General features: G+C 35.1%; 14 protein-coding genes and 5 pseudogenes. 6 read left to right on the plus strand and 13 right to left on the minus strand.

The genetic code is table 11. The features are described 5' to 3' along the window. Positions 1-70: 70 nt before the first annotated feature. Positions 71-342, plus strand: a pseudogene (locus tag L647_RS1000000126360) (IS4 family transposase); the annotation flags it as partial. A 152-nt stretch (positions 343-494) separates the two neighbouring features. Here L647_RS1000000126360 and L647_RS0108335 read toward each other — a convergent pair. From L647_RS0108335 to L647_RS0108360, 6 genes and pseudogenes are all read right to left on the minus strand, one after another. Then, the gene (locus L647_RS0108335; protein WP_024610749.1) at positions 495-1,502 is read right to left on the minus strand and encodes an isocitrate dehydrogenase; all 1,008 of its coding nucleotides are present in this window, start codon (positions 1,500-1,502) and stop codon (positions 495-497) included. A gap of 186 nt (positions 1,503-1,688) precedes the next feature. Next, entirely contained in the window at positions 1,689-3,377 is a 1,689-nt protein-coding gene (locus L647_RS0108340; protein WP_024610750.1) for a hypothetical protein, read from the minus strand. A gap of 7 nt (positions 3,378-3,384) precedes the next feature. After that, on the minus strand, positions 3,385-3,771 hold the full coding sequence (locus L647_RS0108345) for a DUF3192 domain-containing protein (RefSeq protein WP_024610751.1): 387 nt from the start codon (positions 3,769-3,771) through the stop codon (positions 3,385-3,387). Between the two features lie 69 nt (positions 3,772-3,840). After that, positions 3,841-4,614 (minus strand): flap endonuclease Xni, encoded by a 774-nt coding sequence (xni, locus tag L647_RS0108350; RefSeq protein ID WP_024610752.1) that lies wholly within the window; start codon positions 4,612-4,614, stop codon positions 3,841-3,843. Positions 4,615-4,624: 10 nt separating this feature from the next. Continuing rightward, positions 4,625-5,957: pseudogene (ppnN, locus tag L647_RS01000000123875) on the minus strand (nucleotide 5'-monophosphate nucleosidase PpnN). 76 nt (positions 5,958-6,033) lie between these two features. After that, the gene (locus L647_RS0108360; protein WP_024610753.1) at positions 6,034-7,569 is read right to left on the minus strand and encodes a GGDEF domain-containing protein; all 1,536 of its coding nucleotides are present in this window, start codon (positions 7,567-7,569) and stop codon (positions 6,034-6,036) included. 204 nt (positions 7,570-7,773) lie between these two features. On the opposite strand from L647_RS0108360, the gene L647_RS0108365 reads away from it, so the two are divergent. Both L647_RS0108365 and L647_RS0108370 read left to right on the plus strand, forming a co-directional pair. Beyond that, on the plus strand, positions 7,774-9,561 hold the full coding sequence (locus L647_RS0108365; RefSeq protein WP_024610754.1) for a PDZ domain-containing protein: 1,788 nt from the start codon (positions 7,774-7,776) through the stop codon (positions 9,559-9,561). Between the two features lie 184 nt (positions 9,562-9,745). Continuing rightward, positions 9,746-11,464: pseudogene (locus L647_RS0108370) on the plus strand (diguanylate cyclase); the annotation flags it as partial. Between the two features lie 637 nt (positions 11,465-12,101). Here L647_RS0108370 and L647_RS1000000125995 read toward each other — a convergent pair. Together L647_RS1000000125995 and L647_RS0108385 are read right to left on the minus strand one after the other, a co-directional pair. Next, positions 12,102-12,260: a hypothetical protein gene (locus tag L647_RS1000000125995; RefSeq protein WP_158001061.1), complete on the minus strand. Its 159-nt coding sequence runs from the start codon at positions 12,258-12,260 to the stop codon at positions 12,102-12,104. Positions 12,261-13,117: 857 nt separating this feature from the next. Further along, the gene (locus L647_RS0108385) at positions 13,118-13,603 is read right to left on the minus strand and encodes a GNAT family N-acetyltransferase (protein ID WP_024610755.1); all 486 of its coding nucleotides are present in this window, start codon (positions 13,601-13,603) and stop codon (positions 13,118-13,120) included. Between the two features lie 92 nt (positions 13,604-13,695). Here L647_RS0108385 and L647_RS0108390 point away from each other — a divergent pair, with 92 nt between their 5' ends. The 3 genes and pseudogenes from L647_RS0108390 to L647_RS1000000126365 all read left to right on the plus strand — a co-directional run bounded on the left by L647_RS0108390 (position 13,696) and on the right by L647_RS1000000126365 (position 16,557). Beyond that, positions 13,696-14,598 carry a LysR family transcriptional regulator gene (locus tag L647_RS0108390; RefSeq protein WP_024610756.1) on the plus strand — a complete coding sequence of 301 codons (903 nt, stop codon included), beginning with the start codon at positions 13,696-13,698 and terminating at the stop codon, positions 14,596-14,598. Between the two features lie 747 nt (positions 14,599-15,345). Further along, a complete protein-coding gene (locus L647_RS0108395) occupies positions 15,346-15,837 on the plus strand; it encodes a GNAT family N-acetyltransferase (RefSeq protein WP_024610757.1) in 492 nt (163 codons plus the stop codon). A gap of 91 nt (positions 15,838-15,928) precedes the next feature. After that, positions 15,929-16,557, plus strand: a pseudogene (locus L647_RS1000000126365) (LysE family transporter). Between the two features lie 388 nt (positions 16,558-16,945). Here L647_RS1000000126365 and L647_RS1000000126370 read toward each other — a convergent pair. The 5 genes and pseudogenes from L647_RS1000000126370 to L647_RS0108425 all read right to left on the minus strand — a co-directional run bounded on the left by L647_RS1000000126370 (position 16,946) and on the right by L647_RS0108425 (position 20,638). Further along, positions 16,946-17,173: an IS3 family transposase gene (locus tag L647_RS1000000126370; RefSeq protein ID WP_253948845.1), complete on the minus strand. Its 228-nt coding sequence runs from the start codon at positions 17,171-17,173 to the stop codon at positions 16,946-16,948. A 27-nt stretch (positions 17,174-17,200) separates the two neighbouring features. Then, positions 17,201-18,101 (minus strand): annotated as a pseudogene (locus tag L647_RS01000000123885) (IS3 family transposase); the annotation flags it as partial. Positions 18,102-18,256: 155 nt separating this feature from the next. Continuing rightward, positions 18,257-18,658, minus strand: coding sequence for a GFA family protein (locus L647_RS0108415; protein ID WP_024610759.1), 402 nt, complete (start codon positions 18,656-18,658; stop codon positions 18,257-18,259). A gap of 341 nt (positions 18,659-18,999) precedes the next feature. Beyond that, on the minus strand, positions 19,000-19,896 hold the full coding sequence (locus tag L647_RS0108420; RefSeq protein WP_024610760.1) for an EamA family transporter: 897 nt from the start codon (positions 19,894-19,896) through the stop codon (positions 19,000-19,002). 115 nt (positions 19,897-20,011) lie between these two features. Then, a complete protein-coding gene (locus L647_RS0108425; protein WP_024610761.1) occupies positions 20,012-20,638 on the minus strand; it encodes a LysE family transporter in 627 nt (208 codons plus the stop codon). Between the last annotated feature and the right edge of the window lie 138 nt (positions 20,639-20,776).

Here is a 20,776-nt window from a genome sequence, read left to right on the forward strand (position 1 = left end):
TTTGGACAGTTATGTGTATGTCGTTTTATCGTGATGATCTTATAGGGCGCATTGTCAGTAAATTAGGGGGCGACTGATAACAAAAACGCTCAAGGGTGAAAAGGTAAAGAGGTGAATATCATCACACCACTGACCGATTTATTGCGTTTCCCTAAATATGATATTGTTGGTTTGTATAATGAGCGATAGAGATTAGAACTTGGGTATAGAGTAATGAAGCAGACCTTACTCAATAGCCATTTCACGCTACGTAGTAAAAACCCTGAAATAATTGTGTAAGAGTTATGGGGTGTGATTTTCTGTTATAACTTGCTGAGATACCAGATGATGAAAATGGCGAAGAAAAAGCTTGGGATATATGCAAAACATCTAAGTTTCACGACGTGTGCGAAATTAAAATCCAGTAAATAGCCCAATAAAAAATGCCAGTCAGCTGTTAACTGACTGGCATTAAGCATAAACAGGCTTTATATAGAGCTTATTAGTACTTTAAATTATAGACGGTCAATAACTGCTTGAGTGAAATCAGTTGTTCCGTGATTACCACCTAAATCGCGAGTTGTACGATCGCCTGATTTAATTACATCAGCAACAGCACTTCTAATGCGTTCTGCAGTATCGCCCATATCTAAATGTTCAAGCATTTGGATAGACGCTAAAATTACAGAAGTAGGATTAGCTAGGTTTTTACCTGCTATATCTGGTGCACTGCCGTGTACAGCTTCAAATATTGCTGCATCTTCGCCAATGTTAGCACCTGGAGCCATGCCTAAGCCGCCCACTAAGCCAGCACAAAGATCAGATAGAATATCACCAAATAAGTTTGTAGTTACAATTACATCAAACTCTTCAGGTGTCATTACTAGTTTCATACACGTAGCATCAACAATCATTTCAGTTGATTCAATTTGTGGGTAACGCTCAGCTACTTCACGAGCAACCTTTAAAAACAAACCAGAAGTTGATTTTAAAATGTTCGCTTTATGAACTGCAGTTACTTTCTTACGACCTTCACGTACAGCTAGTTCGTATGCAAAAGTTACAATTTTTTCAGCACCTTCGCGAGTAATTACTGATTTTGCTTCTGCTTCGTTACCATCTTCACTCACAATTTGGCCTGCACCTGAGTACATACCTTGCGTGTTTTCACGAATAGTAATGATATCGATATCATCGTAACGTGCTTTAGTACCTACAAACGATTTAACTGGACGAACATTTGCGTATAAACCAAACTGTTTACGTAAAGTTACGTTAATAGAAGTAAAGCCTTCACCTACAGGAGTAGTTAGAGGACCTTTAAGAGTGATTTTGTTTTTAGCAATTGTATCAACAGTTTCTTGTGGAAGTAGCTCGCCAGTTTTTTCAAGCGCTGCTAGGCCAGCATCAACAAATTCATAATCAAAATCACATCCTGCTGCTTTTAGAATTTCAAGTGCTGAGTCTATAATGCTAGGACCGATGCCGTCGCCTTTGATCACTGTTATGGTACGTTTGGCCATTAACTTTTCCTTTAAATAGTTTGATTTGCACATAATTTATTACTCTGAGAGAGTAACTGCTTGTTAGGTCATTTATGTGAATGAGGTAGAAATTTAAGGGCGCATTTATACCAACTTATCGCCCATTTTGCCAGTTTATACTATAAATAACGGGTATAATTTGTATTTATAATGGTAATAAACTTACTAAATAGTATTCGAGAGGTTTAGCTCTTGTAATTGCTGATAAAAAGAATGCTTATCTTTCCAGCCCTGAGCTGTTAATTGATCACTAAGCGTTTGTTGCTGCCAAGGGCTCAATGCTAACTCAGGCTTAAAGACATATTGCGCTAATGTTTTTAATGCAACCCACAATTTATGGTGTGAGTTAAGTTGTTTTTTAGGTGTTTGTTCTGCTTCTAAAAGGGCTGCAGTCCATGGGTTATCACTTAAAAGTTGTTTAAGTTGTACGTTTAACTGCTCGTTATTAAGTAAGTTAACGCCAAAAAAAGCATAAAAAGGAATACTTAATGTTTTATTTGGGGTTTCGTCTATTAAAATTTTCCTTGATAAACGAGTGCTACATTGAGTTAATAAAAAATGAGTATAGGCATATAAAGGTAATGTAATGTGTTCAAATTGAAATTGCTTATTGTGACTCACTAATAAAGACATTATTTTTACTAAGCAATCTAAACGGTTTAATATAAACGCTTGTAAAGGGTGGGGGGTCACATAAACTAGCTGCTCAAACACTACGCGTTGAATAATAGCTGGCGCATTGAAGTATCCCACCATAGATAAACTGTGCTTTAAATCTTTAGCAGGCTGATGTTCTTTATTATACGGTTTTACAGCTTCACAAAGACTGTTAACTATTTGAGGATGAGGCAATATAATTTGGCTTAACCCTTTATAGCTGTATTCGTGCTGTAATTTTATACGGCTGATTAAATCGAGCAGCGTTAATGACTCAGTAGTTAGCTTATTTGTTCTTCTAGTTATATGCTCGCTATTCCAAACACTAAGATGCAGCTTTGAGTCAGTGCAGAGCCATTGTTTAGCATTATCATTAAGTGATGCTTTGACTCGATGCCATGTCATTTTATCTTTATTTTCTGTATTAACTAATACGTGACGTTGTTCTGAATCAGTTGCTAAGTAGACCATTGCGCGTTCAAAATAGATTACTCGGCTACCTGGTAATAATGGACCGATATGAGCAATAAGTGACTTTATTAGTTTTTGAGCAAATAAGTTTGGGGTACGTATATATAAATCGGCTAATGCTTTGTAAAGGTCGATATGTTTTTTAGGAGTATTGTAGGTAATATTCATCGCAATGATATTAGCAAGTGCTACAAGCGTTATGCCGCCATCGTAAAGCATAATTTTAGGTGTACTGACCAGCGCTTGTTTATATTTATTTAATTTTGCTAAAATTTGTGTAATTGGTTTTACAGGCTCACCACCGGTTAATATTATTTTCCCCGCTAATTGATGACGTAATTTCCACGTTCTTTTTTCATTTTCGTTAAAGCTGACTTGTTCTGAAAGTTTGTTTAACTCTTGGCAAACACATAAATGCTCAACCAGTGCGGTGCTAATATAGAGCTCAGATAATTCTTCATTATATTTTTGGCTCTTACAAAGCGCAGCCGTTAATACGCATTGGCTAATTATTAAGTTAGTAGCGAAGTCATTTTTAGTATTAAAAAGAGTTAATTGAGCTTGAAGTGCAAATGGATGCTCATTATATAAAAGCCTGTATTGCTCAGCGAGTTTACATATTACGGGGTAGAGTGTTTGCCATTGTTTTTTATTATTATAGGATGCTAAAAATAGATGAGTATTTTCAAATAACTTATTTAGCTTTACCGAAACAGGCTCATCCATTATGGCATCACTTAATGATTTCTTGATATTTATTGTAGGCACTTGGTCCCCATAGCATAAGTTGACCATTTTTAAATAAAAGCCCAGTACATTCATCCATAGTCGTTATACCATCAGACGTAATATGCTGCGTGCGATAGAAAACAATTTGCAGTACTTGTTCTCCATCACGTTTTGCGTAAGTAAGATCTGGGCTACCTAAGTAATCAAGTACATTATTAAGAGTAGTTTGTTTTTCAAGTGTTAACTTTTCAATAAAGCGTTTATTAAAGGCTTCACGATCTTGCCATATCATTGCCTGAGGATCGTCTTTATAAAAGGTAATTACCAACGTTGCTATAAGCGCATAAAGACCTAAACCTAAAATTAAATACCTAAAAAACTTTTTCAACATAGATTACTCTAACTGCCGTGACTAATAGTAGTATACGTATTGCGTATACTACGTGCTATTAACTTGCGACTAATTAAGTCTTAACTGCTTTAAACTAAAGCCTAAATTTATATCTGTTCGCAAACTGACCAGCTGCTTCGAAATAACATACATATCCATACCAGCGTCGAGCTTTTTATGAATACTTGGGCTAAGTGATTCATCCTCTAAGGCGTGCTCAATTGATTCATAATTATTAATAAGCTGCTGAGCTGATTTTGTACCAATACCTTTTATACCAGGGATATCATTTGTTTTGTCACCGGCTAAAGCCCAAAAATCAATAAGCTTGGTTTGCTCAACCCCAAAACGCTCTTTTATACTATTTTTATCAAGATATTGTTTTTTAAAATAGTCGTAAACAGTGATGTAATCACCCAAATGAGGTAAAAAACCTTTATCGGTAGATACAACGGTATTACTTATATTATTGCTTGCTGCCTTAGATGCAAGGGTGGCAATAATATCATCTGCTTCGTCGTTTATTGGCTCGAATACTACAATACCTGTTTCTTCAATCGCATTTTTAAAATGCAATAAAGCGTCTTTTAAGGTTTGTGGCATAGGTGCGCGCGAGTGTTTATAGTCTTTATAAAAATGATAACGCCAGCTTCTATCACCATCAAATACCGCAATGGCGTGTGTTGCATTGGTTGTATTTAAAAGTTTTTTGCAAGCATGAGCAACACGAGCACTGCATGTTTGTATCATTTGCTCATCACTGTGATGTTTTTGATTTACGTCAACTGCGTAAATGCGCCTAATTAAGTTAAGCGCATCAATAAGGAGTAAGTGGGGCTTCAAACTATATAACTCATGCTTTTATTTTGTAACACGGAATGTATTTACTACCAGGGAGTTTCATACGACCTTGGACAACAAATGCTTGTAATAGCTTATCCATACTTTTCATCAGGGCAGGCTCGCCGCTTAAAATGTATGGACCATTATGTTTAATGGCTTTAACACCTTCGTCTTTTACATTGCCGGCAACAATGCCTGAAAACGCTCGTCGTAAATTAGCGGCTAATAGCTGCTTTGGCTGATTAAGGNCCTGCCATATTTTCATGTGTAGGTACGAAAGGTTGCTGAAAATCGTTATCAATTTTTAGCGTCCAGTTAAAGTAATATGCATCACCTTCACTTTTACGATAATTACGTACATTAGACATTGCTGACTTTAGCTTTTGACCAACAAGTTCAGGGTTATCAATAATAACTTCAAACTTATCGAGAGCTTCTTTACCCAGTGTCATTTCAACAAATTTACAGAGCTCTTTAAAATAGGCTTCACTTTCTTTAGGTCCGGTCAAAATAACGGGTAAACACTGCTTAGTATTATCGGGATGAAGTAATATACCTAATAAATACAAAAGTTCTTCGGCAGTACCTGCACCGCCAGGGAAAATTATAATTGCGTGGGCGGTTCTAATAAATGCTTCAAGGCGTTTTTCTATATCAGGTAAAATAACTAATTCGTTAACAATAGGGTTTGGTGGTTCGGCTGCTATAATGCTTGGCTCTGTTAAACCTAAGTAACGATTATCTGTAATTCGTTGTTTGGCATGACCAATAGTAGCGCCTTTCATTGGACCTTTCATTGCACCTGGTCCACACCCGGTACAAATATTTAAACCGCGTAAGCCTAATTCGTAACCTACTTGTTTAGTGTATTTATATTCAACTTCGTTGATTGAGTGTCCACCCCAACAAACAACCATATTTGGTTCTATGTTAACGCGTAATGCATCAGCATTTCTGAGCATATCAAAGACCATATGAGTAATGGCTTTTTGTTCTTTAAGGTTTTTTTCGTATTTTTGACAAATAAATAAAATATCACGGATGACTGAAAATATATGTTCGTGAATACCTGTAATTATTTCGCCGTCAACAAAAGCAGTAGATGGTGGGTTTTTAAGCTCGATTTTAATGCCGCGTTCGCGACTTACTAATCGTATATCAAAGTCTTTGTATTTATCGTAAATGTCGTTACTTTCGTCTGTATGACTACCCACATTAAGAACAGCAAGCGCGCAATTTCTAAATAGTTTGTAGCGCTCACTGGCTGAAGATTGCTCTAATAAATCAACTTCTAATTGCGAGAGTAAATCTAAAACACCAGTTGGGTTTAATTGTATTAGCATCGGTATTCTCCTTGCTATTTTTACGTAAATTAACTACTTAGCCATAATACTTCTTAAATAAATAAGAAAAATGACATTATTTACTTATACAAAGACGATCTCTACCTGTATTTTTTGCTTCATAAAGTGCATCATCAGCTCTATCAAAGGCAATAATCGGTGTATCTCCTTTTCTAAATTGAGTCGCCCCCAAAGATATTGTTATCTCAATTTGTTTATCTCTGAACTTAAAAGGAATGCTTTTAATCGCTTTTCTCAATTTGTCTAATGGGACGGCAGCATTTTCAATTGTCATATCGGTCATTAGTAATACAAACTCTTCACCGCCATAACGGGCGATAAAATCTGATTTTCTAACTGATTTTTGTAACGCTTTTGCAATAACCTGCAATGTGATGTCGCCGGCTGTATGTCCAAATCTATCATTAATAGATTTAAAGTGATCAACATCAATAACAACAAGGGTAACATCTGAAGTCTGTACATTAAACAGGTGCATTTCGTGATTATATCGTTCATCAAATGCAGCACGGTTAGGTAGTTTTGTTAAGCTGTCTAGCAAGCTTTTAAAGCGTTGTTCGTTTAGTCGCTTTTTATACTTAGTGAGTTTGTTTTCGAGGGTACCAATACGGCTATTTATTTTATCAAAGCTCGATACCAATACTTCTCTATCAGCGCGTTCTAGCTGCTCTTTTGCAATAAAGTCTTTACTGAGTGATTTTAGTTCGTTGTCTACAAGCTCTTTTAAAGATGAAATTGAGGTCGCATTTTGCGTTTTTTCGTTAAGATTTTTTATCTTATCTTTAATATTTTTATTTAAAGTATCAAATTCCAGTCCCATAGACTGCGAGTGTTTGCTTGTAGAAACGATTGAATTGTGAAGTTCTTCAAGTGTTTGATTAAGAGAAGCTAAAAAGCTTTGCGCTGACTCTCTCTCTTTATTAATATTTTTAACAATAACGCTAATTATATTTATTGCAGCGTCAAGCAATGCACTCATTGTATCGCTTTTTGTAATTTTGTTTTTAATTATTTTAATTTCTTCAGCTGCTTCATCTTCAAGAACTAATGCGTTAGCTAGTTCAAGTAGTTCTTGGGCTAACGCTGGGGTTGCTGTTGATTGGTCGTTAGAACCGCTATTTAGTTTAGAATTTAAAGCATGATGATAAAAAGTAATCAGTTGGTTTAATAAAGGAAGAAAGTCGTGCGTAGATTGAATGTTATTAATTTCGTTATCTAATAAGTTTCTTAGTGATCTGCGAGTATCATCTGGTAATCCAATGATTTTTTGTAATTGTTTTCCCGCGTTAAGTACACTTGCATATAAGTCACGTTGTTGCGCTAATTGTACAGATTCTTGATTTTTTAATAACGTAATGATTTCGGTTATTAAAGGTGATAGATATTCAAAACTAACTCCCTTAGTAAGAGCATTTCTAAATTTAGCGAGTCTATTATCTAACTCAGTATCAAGCCCTTTACAGCTTAGCGATAATTTAGCAGAAAAATTAGATAGGGTGTCTACTTGATATTTACGTGCATCCTCAACAGCCATTCGAGCGTCGATTGCTTGTTTGAGTTTTTTATCTGTAGCGTTAGATTTTTCAGACACCTAAGCATACCGCCATCAAGTTAGTTATATTACCTTCAGTTTACAACAAATTTTTATTAAGTGTAGCTATCTAGCTAAAAACTTAGCATTTTTAATAATGTAATGCGTATAAACTTATATACACAGCCATTTATCGTATTTAATTCACTTTTAAATAAGGGCTTGTTAGTCTTACTAATAATTAAGTTTCCACTAAGAGTCTCTATGAAAAAGTTATTAGCCCTTTCTATTTTAGCTGCATGTTCAGCACCTGTTTTTGCCGATGTAAATTATTCTTTAGAAATATCGCAACCACAACACCATTTAGGTGATGTAAGTGTTGAGTTTCCTAAAACAGCGCAATCACATCTTGATATAAAACTTCCAGCATGGCGAACAGGTCGCTATGAAATGCTAAACCTTGCTAACGGCGTTCGCTATTTCAAAGCTAAAGATGGAGATGGCAAAGAGTTAAAGTGGGAAAAAATAGATCACAGTACGTGGCGTGTACATCTTAATGAGCCAACAGAAGTTAATGTTGACTATCAAGTGTATGCAAATGAGCTTGGTAAGCGTGCCCGCCACATAGATGATAGCCATGCATTTATAGATGCGTCAGGCTTTTTTATGTTTAGTGAATCATTTCGCCAAGAACCTGTAACCGTTAATTTAGAAGTGCCTAAAAAGTGGCGTTCGGTATCGGGTATGGACAATTTAAAAGGTAAAAATTCATTTAAAGCCGCCGACTACGACGTGCTTGTTGATTCGCCAATCGAAACTGGTATAAATCAACTACACACATTTGAAGTAGATGACCGTGAATACGACTTAGTAGTATGGGGTGATGGTAATTACGATGTAGATTTAATGCTTACAGACCTTAAAAAATTAGTTGCTACCGGTAACGTAATTTGGGAAGGCTATCCGTATGAACGTTATGTATTTATGGTACATGCAACGTCGGGTGCTGGTGGTGCAACTGAGCATTTAAACTCAACTATTATACAGCGCCCACGCGATCGATTTGGCAGCCGAGAAGATTACCTCGCTTTTATAAGCACCGCTGCACACGAATTTATTCATACATGGAACGTAAAAGCGTATCGCCCTCAAGGTTTAGTACCGTATGACTACACTAATATGAACTATTCAAAATTGCTTTGGATTGCGGAAGGTTCAACAAGTTATTTTGAAGATCATTTATTAGTGCGTTCAGGCATTGAAACAACGGATGAGTTTTTTAAAGTGATGAGTAAAACTATTAATCGTCATTTGCAAACACCAGGTCGTGAAGTACAAAGCGCAAGCGAGACAAGCTTTGATAAATGGATTAATCAAGGTGGCGACCACGCGCGCAACTACAGCACAAATATTTATTCAGAAGGTTCATTACTTTCACTTGCTTTAGATATCGACTTGCTAGAAAAAAGCCAAGGTAAAATAAGCTACCGCGACGTGCATAAAGCACTTTATAACAATCATAAAATGCCAGCAGGTTTTACAGACATAGATGTGCTTAACATTTTAAAAGATTTAACAGGGCGTGATTACTCAATTTGGTGGCAAGAAAATGTAGAGTCGCCTGCAAATATTAACTTTGATGAATTGCTTGCTAAAGTGGGTTTGAAATTTGAGCGCCCAGAAAAAGCAAAAGCGCTTGCAAGTATTGATGCTACGGCTAAAAATACAGGCGAGCTACTTACGCTAGGTTACGTTCGTCGAGGCGGAAGCGCATGGAAAGCTGGTTTAACTACCGATGATAAAATTGTTGCTATAAACAAGCATCATGTAGGTAAAGATTTAAAAACTAGCTTAGAAATATATAAAGCAGGCGATAAAGTAACCGTTGACTATCTTCGTCGTGATGCACTTGAAAGCTTAACATTAGTATTATCAGAAGATTTTGATAAGCCTAAAGCAGTTGCTGCTGATAAAGACGCAACGCCTGAGCAAAAAGCGCTGTTTAAAGCGTGGATTGGTGTGGAACATCCAAATGATGTGACAAAAAAATAAATTCAGTTTTTATAGAGTTTAAATATAGTAACAATTATTAAAAAAGAGCTTCGGCTCTTTTTTTGTTTTGCATAATGACGTATATAATGTACATGGAAATTTAATATTAAAATTAAATTTAATTTAATTATTATTTAGTATTTTTCTATTATTAAATAAAGTTATTTATGGATATAACCTCAAAATGAAATTAGATAACGAGACTTCAAACTTAACCCATCAATTTGTAATTAACGACTATTTGCATCAGTTATTTGATGCGGTAAATGTTATTTCTGTTCAAGGTTATGACAGTGAACGTCGTGTTATTTATTGGAATGAAGGGAGTGAGCGACTTTACGGATATACCAAAGAAGAAGCCATAGGGCAAAAAATAGAAGATCTTATAATTCCAGAATCAATGTGTGAATTTGTAATTGACGCACACAGTGATTGGGTAAAAAAAGATATAGAAATTCCAGCATCTGAAATTACCTTACAAGACAAAGGTGGAAACAATGTACCTGTTTTTTCTAGTCATGTTATGTTTACAAATCAATACAATACAAAACAAATGTACTGTATTGATATTGATTTATCGGATGTAAAAAAGGCACAAGCAGATGCGTCATTTAATGAGCATATGCTAAAAACTATTTTTGAGGCAATTCCTGACTTATTTTTCTTGATGGAAAATGATGGAACTATTATTGAGTATCATGCGAGTAACGAGACCGATCTTTACACCAAGCCAAAGCAGTTTATCGGAAAAAAAATGGGTGATGTACTCCCTAACGATGTAGCCAAAAAATTTGAAACCTATATCAGTCTTGTATTAGAAAAAGAGCAAATGATGAGCTTTAAATACGAGCTAGCTTTGCCTCATAGACTCGTTTTTTTTGAAGCAAGAATAAATAAAATAACAAAACATAATCAGTTAATGGTTATTATTCGAGATATAACAGAGCAGCATAAGTCAGATGAACTAATTAGACATCAAGCGTATTACGATAGTCTAACTTTACTCCCAAATCGTTTTTTAGCACTTGATCGTTTGTCGCAATTACTTATTGAAGCACAAAGAAATAATGAGAAAGCGGCAGTACTGTTTTTGGATTTAGATGATTTTAAAAAAATAAATGATTCTTTAGGTCATGAAACTGGAGACAAACTTTTAATTGAATCAGCGCAAAGGCTGCAAGAGGCACTGCGAAAAGATGACACGGTAGGGCGCCTAGGTGGAGATGAATTTATCATATTATTACGAGGTGTAACTGATGATCATGCTGCGTTAAAAATTACTGAAAAATTGCTCAACAATTTTAGAACCCCTTTTAAAATTGAGGGGCGGGAACTCATTCTAACAGCGAGTATTGGTGTAGCCATATACCCAGAAAATGGCACTACAGTCGATGATTTATTACGAAATGCTGACACCGCAATGTATCAAGCTAAATCATATGGTCGTAATACTTATTCATTTTTCACTAAAAAAATGAATGTAATTATTCAGCGCCAACTAGTAATAGAAGAGCAAATGCGTGGTGCCCTTGAACGTAATGAATTCGAGCTATACTACCAACCTCAAATTGATGTTAAAAATAAACACATGATTGGCGCAGAAGCGTTATTACGCTGGCATAACCCCGTGTTAGGTAATGTAACTCCCGATGAATTTATACCTATTGCCGAAAATACAGGACTAATTGTACCCATTGGCAAATTTGTAATTAGCAAAGCTTTACACTTTTTAAACACATGGCAAAGCACCTGTAAACGCCAACAAAAATATACAATGGCTGTTAACTTATCTCCTCGTCAATTTAGAGATGTAAGATTACTTAGCTTTATTCAAAACTCACTGAGTGAAGCAAACGTAAATCCCGAAAGTTTAGAACTTGAAATCACAGAGGGAGTATTTGTCGGTAGACATTAAAGTTTGAAACTTTTTCATTTGTAACTTATTGATCTTTAATTTTGAATGTTACAATAAAGATTGAAACTTTTATTTGCTATTTTAATATCTAACAAAATTAAGTTACATTAAAGTTTGAAACTAATTAGTTAAATTTTAATAATTATTAAAAAATAACTTTTCTATATCCGTTTCAAGGGCTTTAGCTAAAAGTTTTACTTCAATATCAGTAACCCGGCTAATATCACATTAAAACCATATTATGATGACATTGGTTGAGACAACTTATAATTGGTACTAGTTAATAGATGGTTCAATGGGAGCGAGCGAGCAAATTTGATGCGATTGTTATGTTTTCACCATGAAGGAACAACCTTTAATTTCATGGCGACCTTCAGAATAAGTTCTTACTTCAAATCCGAGCCGTTCATATAAACGCTTAGCAGGGATGTTTTTGTCATACACGAACAATAAAAAACTAGAATCAGTTTCACTTACACTGTCTAAAAGAGCCTCCATTAATTTCGCTCCTAATTTTTTTACCTTGCATTTCAGGAGATATAACTATTCTTCCAAGGTGCCTAAAGCCATATTTATTAAATACTTGCTCAAATCCTATCAAATCACTATTTTGCCCTACAAAAGCTTATGAACTAGCGACACTCCACTCAATATCAATTTTTAGTTGCTTCAAAGTTAGTGGAAAATGAATTAAAAGGCCTTCCCAGCTCTTCACTTCAGATTCAGTAGAAAACCAACTCAAGAGCTTTAGCAGGTCTTCATCGTTGGCATTCCTAACATTCATTCAATCACCTTAAACATAACAGCGTAACTAAGCCGAATTATTCCGTATTAACAGCAGAAATACGGAATAGTTTAATTTATTAAAATATACGCGACTCGAACACAAAACAATGCTTTAAAAAAGTAATCAAATAATAGTTATGTGGATAGATGGAAAATTTCCATATTAACAACAAAAATACGGACTTTAAAATTCACTCAAACTTATAAAAATTCTGATAATTTTTCTATCTCGCAATGTGGCCTTTCGACCTTAGAAAGCTAAGTCGCTAAAGCCCCCATAGCGCCTCAGAAATCTATAAATGTGTAGAAAGTTTAATTGTGTGAGCTCAACTTAAAATAAAAAATGAAACTAGTTAATATAACGATTTAGGCTTAGAAACGAAGCCAAACACTAACCATACCTTTACGGTTAAAAAACAGCCCTCTAATATTGTTTTTTGATCTGTGGTTTCATAACTAATATCAAACAATAAACTAACAAATTTAAGTAGTTCGTATTAATTTTATGGTGAAAAAGCTATTTGTATAAGGAAAAATAACCATTTAACATAACAGTCACTTTACGAACAACTTCGAGGCTACCTTAAATAGTGGCCTATTTTGTATCTAGCGGTAAATTTTCTAGGGAGCTTTGTGCCCCTTTCCGAGTTATGGAGCTAACTCGCAATCGCCCAAAATGAGATGAGTCGATAGGTAGCTTAAAGACCGCTGAGAGCCTAAAGCTGCCATTGAACCTTTGTGGACCCCAGAGCATACTTATAGCTTCCTGAAACGATGTATGGGCACATTTCGAGATAGGGAGTATTGATTTTTTACTCTAGATTAGTGGCCAAAATTACTTAGCCACAACACTATTTATGACGGTTTCGCAAAATCAGAAAGAGCTTGTCCGTTTAAGCGATAGCCTACCCATTCTGTTTGAGCGATTGCGCCAACTGCTTCATAAAAATCCCGAGAAGGCTTATTCCAATCTAAGCAACTCCATTCAAAACGACCACAATGGTTATTAAGCGCTATATTGGCTAAATGTTTTAATAGTTTTTTACCAGCACCTTGACCACGAAATTTCTTTGAAATATATAAATCTTCCAAGTAAAGCCCAGGCTGAGCAAGCCATGTTGAGTAGTTATAAAAGTAGATCGCTATGCCGATTGCTTCGCCTTCATGCTCACAAATCAGAGCGTGGACATGGCTTTGTTCAGAAAAAATGCTGCCTTGAATGCTTTGTTCTGTGGCTAATACTTCATGTTCAGCATTTTCATAGATGGCAAGTTCAGTAATGAAATGCAAAATTGTTTTGCTATCATTAATCACAGCTGGCCGTATGGATATATTACTCATTATTATCTCCTTGAAAGTAGGTTGTGATAATAACTGAACTTGGCGTGTGATAATAATGCATATTATAAGTTTCATTATGTATAATGTGCATAATGAACCTACATCAAATCGATTTAAATTTATTAGTACTTTTCGATGCTTTATATCGGCATCGTTCAGTTAGCCTTGCAGCCAAAGAAGTGTGCCTGAGTCAATCAGCATTCAGCCATGGTTTATCTCGCCTTAGAAATCGTTTAGATGATCCTTTGTTTATTCGTATTAATAATGTCATGCAACCGACGAGTAAAGCACAACTTATTGCTAAAAAGTTAAGTGCAGCCTTACCATTGCTGCGTTCTGCTTTGAACGACGCTATGGAATTTGAAGCAAGTAGTAGTGAACTTGAGTTTATATTTGTTGCCACTGATTATACTGAATTTAGCTTGTTGCCTCGGTTGATTAATAAAATTCAAACATTAGCACCGAAGATAAAAATAACTGTTTATCCTGCTCAAAAAAAATTGCCTTTGCAGGAGTTGGAAAGTGGTGAAGTGGATTTTGCACTAGGTTTTAGCCATCAATTGGAGCAATATAATTTTATTGAACATCAGACTTGGTTTAGTGATAGTTATTGTACTATTGCTTGGAAAGAGAATAGCCATTTAAAACAAGGTTTAACATTACAGAAGTTCACTGAGTTGTCGCATGTATTAGTTTCGCCTTGGGGAGAGAAAAAGGGTGTTGTTGACCAAGTACTATCTACAATGGGGTTAAATCGACACATAGCTCTACAACTACCGAATGTTTTAGTCGCACCGCATACGTTGGTCAATACTGATTTGTTATTAACCATGCCACGTCTAATAGCAATAAAACTAGCACAGCAGGAATCGATCTCTATTTTTGATGCCCCGATAGATGTACCCGACTACAAACTGAATATATATTGGCATAGGCTAAATAGCAGTAAAGCAAGTCACATATGGTTACGTAACATAATTAAAGAGCTTACTTAGATGATTCTATGGTGAATAACTCAATCATTAGTTTGATGTGTATCTGTACACTTAATAATTATTTCGTTATGAACTAATTAAGAAAAGAGTGCTCAGTTGTGGCTAAGAACATCTGCTTATTATTTTAGCAATCTAAATAAGAGGGTCGAAAACGCGATAGCGTTAATACTATAAATATAAGTGAATTTTGAATGATTCGAATGACCGCTTTGGGTTAGTTGTATATCAGAATAAAGTCGGTCTGTATCTTCTGAGTGCTGTAAATAAACCAAACAAATGATTAATTCTAATGTCTGCTATGTCGGAGTAGCTGACGTTAGATAATTCAAAAGAGCATATAAATTCTATCTCGCTTCGTGCCCCTTTCTGCCTTAGAAAGCTAAGTCGCTAAAGCCCCAAAGCGCCTTACAAACCGTTCCTGTTCAAATACACGAAAATAATCCCGTCAGAAAGGAAATAGGAACATTAAACCATTTAGTCTTGGAAAAGAGCCTAAATGAGAATAGTATATTTATCATGTAATCTTCACGGTTCTGTGATTATTTTTAGATTGTGGTTTTAAGGCTGATAATGATTAATTGGTTGTTGATTTTAAGTGTTTTGTGTTGACTTAATGATGAAATCGATATTTATATAAGAAAAAACGGCTATTTAACTAATATCTTAAAAATAGTAAGTACATAGGCTTTAACCCAATAAAAAAATATAGCTTTATAGAATATTTATAATGAAAATTAAGGTGTTAACTTGAAATTAAATATTAGGCATTTTGAGCAATCAGATATTAAGGACTTAGCAGAAATTTATAGTTATGCTTCTGTAACAGAAAATACGTCTCAGGTTCCATTTTTAAGTTCTAGTGATGTAGATAAATTTTTTCAAAGTCCTACAGATTACATATTGGTCGCCAAATTAGATGAAAAAGTGATTGGACATGTAAGTCTTATTTTGTCAAATAAGCCAAGAGAAAAGCATTCTGCATCGTTAGCTATTGCTGTACATCCAGATAGTCATGGTAAAGGAGTTGGACGAAAATTACTTGCAGAAGCGATTAACCAAGCTGACAATTGGTTAAATATATTACGCTTGGAGTTAGAAGTTTATCCTGACAATGAAGTTGCATTATCCCTCTATAAAAAGTTTGGTTTTAAAGTTGAGGGTGAAAAAAAATGTTGTAATTTTAAGGCTGGAAAATTTGCCGATTTACTCATTTTAGCTCGCTTAAATATATCGGTGTAATCAACACATAACAAGAATTTCAAACGGAAAAAATACAGTTGGCTGTTAATTGGGCATTAGCTATTATCGTCACTTTAATTGAGGTATTTAAATGGATATTATACAAGGCTTAATATTGATTTCATCAATTCATCTGCTAGCAGCTGCATCGCCAGGACCCGATTTTGTCCTAGTTTCTCAGCAAACGTTATCGAATGGAAAAAAGGCAGGGTTAATGTGTAGTATTGGGATAGCATTAGGGCTATCTATTCATATCACATATTCTGCTTTTGGCTTGGCAACTGTGATTGCTAATTCATCAAGTGCACTTTGGGCAATTAAGATTTTGGGAGGTGGTTATCTATTTACCTTGGTATTAAAGGGCTTAAAGCAAAGCCTGCGAATATAACTGAATCGAATCTAACTACTCCTACAAAATATTCTGCAAAGCAAAGTATCGGTGTTGGTTTTCTATGTAATGCTTTGAACCCTAAAGCACCGATATACTTTGTTTCATTATTTACAGTTGTTTTATCACCAGACATGCCCTTGTACCAAATAGCTATTTATGGGGTATGGATTATGGTGATTCAATTTGCTTGGTTTTCCTTATTAGTCGGAATTTTATCAAGACCTTCGATTAATAAGCGCTTTAAAAAGTATGGGCATTGGATCGATCGTGTTTTAGGTGGGGCAATGATAGTGCTGGGAATAAAAGTCATTGCTACTCGCACAAATTAATGGCTAACAAACAAGAATAGGTGTCACGTAACCGACGCCTTATTCGGGTGTTGGACAAGCCCGTTTGAGGTTGGTTTACTTATTATAATAAATAGCGGATTTTATACGAAAGGAATATCGGTGAGTCAGTTTTCTGAGGGTGAGTCTCGCTAAGATACAATCGATAGTTCAATTATATCAGTGCCTTATGTTTTTATGTTGAATGCCAATCAACCTCCTTTTATTACTTAGACCACTTTACTTTTCTGCCTGCCGATGAACTTATGAAGTTCAAGCGTAAATAGACATTAATGACTCAGTCGCCCCATACCCATAAATTGCATGATGTGCTGACAACAAGGACAAATGCAATTTGTACGTTTCATTAGATTTGGTGGTGGTATTCTGGTCAAGCACAACAGGACACCTGACTTTGTAATTTTTCATAGTTAATCGGAGTTAGATCTCCGAGTGTTGTATGAAGCCGTTCATGGTTGTAATAGCTGATATATTCTTCAACATCTAATGTCATCGTTTCACGCGTTAAGTGAACAATATTTAATAACCATTCATTCTTGAGACTGCCGAAGAACCGCTCAACAACTGCATTATCTAAACAAGCTCCCACGCTACTCATTGAGGCTATTATTTTATGCTTACTCAATAATCGATTAAATCGCCCACTAGTATATGGAGAGCCACGAGCGCTGTGAACATCAAACCCGCTTTAGGTTGCCTGATATTAATCGACATTTGCAATGTGCGTTCAACTAAATCAACCGTAATCCGGCGAGATATAGGCCAGCCAATAACCCGACGAGAGTATAAATCCATGACAATGGCTAAATACATCCAACCTTGATTGGTCCTCAAATAGGTGACGTCGCCAGCCCACACTAGATTCTCTTGTTTAGGGTTAAACAGCTGACACAATAGGTTATCAGCAACACTATCTGTATGTTTACGCTTTGTTGTTACCTTATATGCTTAGCGCTGTACGACAACAAGCTTTAGCTTGCGCATAATACTACGTGTACGATAACGACCCACCTTAAAGCCCGCTTCTCTTAATTTCTTGCATAACTGCCGAGAGCCCAGGCTACCGGGACTTCGCTTGAATAACTGTCGTGCTGCACGATACATGTTCAGCTCTTCTTCGCGGATGACTTTAGCGGGCCGTTCAAGCCAATCATAAAATGCACTACGGCTCACTTGTAATGCATTACAAAGCAATTTTATGGGGCATTTAGAGCGACTCGCTCGAATATACCGATATTTTACTTCATTTCTTTTGCGAAGAAGGCATTGGCCTTTTTTAATATTTCTTTCTCCATACGCAGTCGTTTAACTTCTTTGCGTAAGGCAAGTAATTCAGCGCGTTCATCTGAATCTACAGTTGAGTTAGCATGTTGCTCTGCTTTTTGTTTCCAACTGTAAAGCAAGCTAGTCGTGATGTTTAAAGCAGAAGCAGCTTATTGAACGCTATAACCTTATTCACTGACTAATGCCAATGCTTCAGTTTTAAATTCACTGGTATAAGTTTTGTATTGTCTTCTCGTATTCATGTTCACCTCTTTAGTGGATAGTATTATCCAAAATTAAAGTGTCCAGTTCAATTAGACCAGAATAAGGCCACTGTACTACTACAACATGAACAAAAAGAATAATGCTTTCACCCTAAAAGCGAGTAAGAGAAAAAGAAAAATAGTAATTTTAGGTACTAACGTCCTTTGTTGTATTTAGGTAATTCATCTTGTAATGCACACCAACTTGCTTTGTTATCAATATAAATATGAGCATCAATTACGACAGGGATCTCACTATCAAAGGTTGCAATTGCCAACTCAATCTCACTTAAAGAAGTACCTTTTACGCGGAAACCTAAACTTGAGCCACACTCATAGCAAAATGTACGAATAGTTCCATTTAGCGCGATGAATTCTTTTAAGTAATCTATGCCTGAAATCCAATTCAAGCCGACTACTCCTACCGATGTTCCGTATGCAGCACCATGAAATTTACGGCACATTGTGCAATGACAATTCGCGGCTTTTTCATTAAAGCCATTAACAGTAAAAGTAACAGCGCCACATAAACAACTACCTTTATAAGCATCATTCATATGATATTCTCCTTGTTATATAACAGATAACTAGACTCCGCTAATTTAATCTTATTAAGATTAAATTTAAGCATTTTTATATAAGAACATATGAAAATCTGAGTTCGATATTAATATCGCTTACGTTTTCCCATGCTTCTTAGCTGGTAATTATCGTATTTTTTACACCACGAGTAGGTCACTTCATAAGTAACGCTCTCTCTTCTTAATAGCAAATGATTCAAAAAACATCACGAAAAATTAACATGAAATCAAACGATTACTTAGGGCTAGATAACAATATCTAGTATAGGTATTTGAATTTTTTATCATCAACTTAGGAAAAATTAATGAGAAAATCACTAGCTTGACAATATCGTTAACAGTCTATTAAATAAGTATCCATAAATTTTACTGCCAATCACACAAAGTAATAACCCAAGCATGATTAAACCTGTTCCGAATATTTCTATTAAGCTTAAACTTTCACTTAAAATAAGACTTGAAGTAACCATACCCACTACAGGAATTAATAATGCAAATGGTGTTACTACAGCTGCCGAATTATTTTTTAGTAACCAGCCCCAGATTGCAAATCCAATGAGAGTGGACATATAACTGACGTACATTACTGATAACCAGGTATTTTCTGTTGCTATTGATATGAGAGTTATCGGCTCTTGTGATTCTAAAACGTATGAAAGAATCATCAGTGGCACGGGAGGAATAATACTAACCCAAACCATGAAATATAAAAGATTAATACTTTCAATTCTTTTCATAATTACATTAGAAATAGCCCAGAAAAATGCAGCACATACAATTAAAATTAAGCCCTTAGTTGTTATATTTCCTCCTGTATTATAGAAAAACAAACTAAATCCTAATATCGCGACAATAATACCAATTGATTGACTTTTGGTTGCTTTCTCTTTGTATATAAAAGCACTTAGGACAATTGTAAATAGAACCTGAGTTTGTAGTATTAAAGACGATACTCCTGCTGAGGCATCTGTTTTCATAGCGACAAATAAAAAGGAGAATTGCAATATCCCAAGAAACAAACCAACACCTATTACATTGAAAATTGATGTTTTAGGAAACGGTATAAAAAATACTGCTGGTATAGCAACCACGGTAAATCGCAGAGCAGAGAACAATATAGGAGGCAGTTCCTTAAGGCCGATTTTTATTATTGAGAAATTCACTCCCCATATTAATACAACTGTTAAAACTAAAATTATACTTTTATAATTCATAGTGTTCTAAGTTCCGTTATTTTTTTAAAATATTTTTATCAAAAACTGTTTCTACAATTTTTTAATAATTGAAAAGCGTCGCCGAACACTGTTTCAAAAAATTCAGTTTATATAACTAAAAATAAATTAACTTCCCTGCGAATAAACACAAACAACCTCCCATAACTCTTTCAATCCACAATTTTTTATCATATATTTTATTAGCTAATCTTTGCGAAGAAAATAAAAAAGCTACAATAGAAAACCAAAGAAAATGTGCTGTTGCAATAATAAAACCAAATAATAATTGAATTAAATAAGGAGTTTCTGGGGTAACAACTTGAGTAAATATACTTAAGAAAAATAATGTCGTTTTGGGATTTAAAGCATTTGATATGAATCCTGCTCTAAATGCAGCTGTGTTTGATATACATACTTTATCAAATTTACCCGTAGGAATTGCTCTATCACTTTTCGCAAAAAAGCATTTAATCCCCAAAAAAATTAAATATGAAGCACCGCCGTATTTAATTAAATTATAAAGTACCTCAGTTTGAGATATTATAATTGCAATACCAGCTAACGAATAAGCGACATGTAGCCAAATAGCACAAAAAATACCAAATGCGCCAATTACTCCCGACTTTCTGGAATACAACAATGAATTTCTTGTTATAACAGCAAAGTCTTGGCCTGGGCTAACAACCATAACTACAGAAATACTAATAACTAATGAGATTGTTGGTATATATTCACCTAACATGGCTTATCCTTATTTGTTCTTATTAAAGTAATCGCTAATATATGATTAAAAGAGTATTTTGCTTTACCTCCTATTAATACTTCTTAAACGCTTTACAAAAAAAATTGTATATCTTCATTGTAAAATTATGACTTTTTA

Origin of the sequence: Pseudoalteromonas sp. TB64 (assembly GCF_000498095.1) — a bacterium.
GTDB lineage: Bacteria > Pseudomonadota > Gammaproteobacteria > Enterobacterales > Alteromonadaceae > Pseudoalteromonas.

Coding starts and splice junctions, on each gene's coding strand:
- L647_RS0108335 (WP_024610749.1), bottom strand. CDS start 1,502: ATGGCCAAACGTACCATAACAGTGATCAAAGGCGACGGCATCGGTCCT.
- L647_RS0108415 (WP_024610759.1), bottom strand. CDS start 18,658: ATGAATGATGCTTATAAAGGTAGTTGTTTATGTGGCGCTGTTACTTTT.
- L647_RS0108365 (WP_024610754.1), top strand. CDS start 7,774: ATGAAAAAGTTATTAGCCCTTTCTATTTTAGCTGCATGTTCAGCACCT.
- L647_RS1000000125995 (WP_158001061.1), bottom strand. CDS start 12,260: ATGAATGTTAGGAATGCCAACGATGAAGACCTGCTAAAGCTCTTGAGT.
- L647_RS0108385 (WP_024610755.1), bottom strand. CDS start 13,603: ATGAGTAATATATCCATACGGCCAGCTGTGATTAATGATAGCAAAACA.
- L647_RS1000000126370 (WP_253948845.1), bottom strand. CDS start 17,173: ATGAGTAGCGTGGGAGCTTGTTTAGATAATGCAGTTGTTGAGCGGTTC.
- L647_RS0108340 (WP_024610750.1), bottom strand. CDS start 3,377: ATGGATGAGCCTGTTTCGGTAAAGCTAAATAAGTTATTTGAAAATACT.
- L647_RS0108390 (WP_024610756.1), top strand. CDS start 13,696: ATGAACCTACATCAAATCGATTTAAATTTATTAGTACTTTTCGATGCT.
- L647_RS0108345 (WP_024610751.1), bottom strand. CDS start 3,771: ATGTTGAAAAAGTTTTTTAGGTATTTAATTTTAGGTTTAGGTCTTTAT.
- L647_RS0108420 (WP_024610760.1), bottom strand. CDS start 19,896: ATGAATTATAAAAGTATAATTTTAGTTTTAACAGTTGTATTAATATGG.
- L647_RS0108425 (WP_024610761.1), bottom strand. CDS start 20,638: ATGTTAGGTGAATATATACCAACAATCTCATTAGTTATTAGTATTTCT.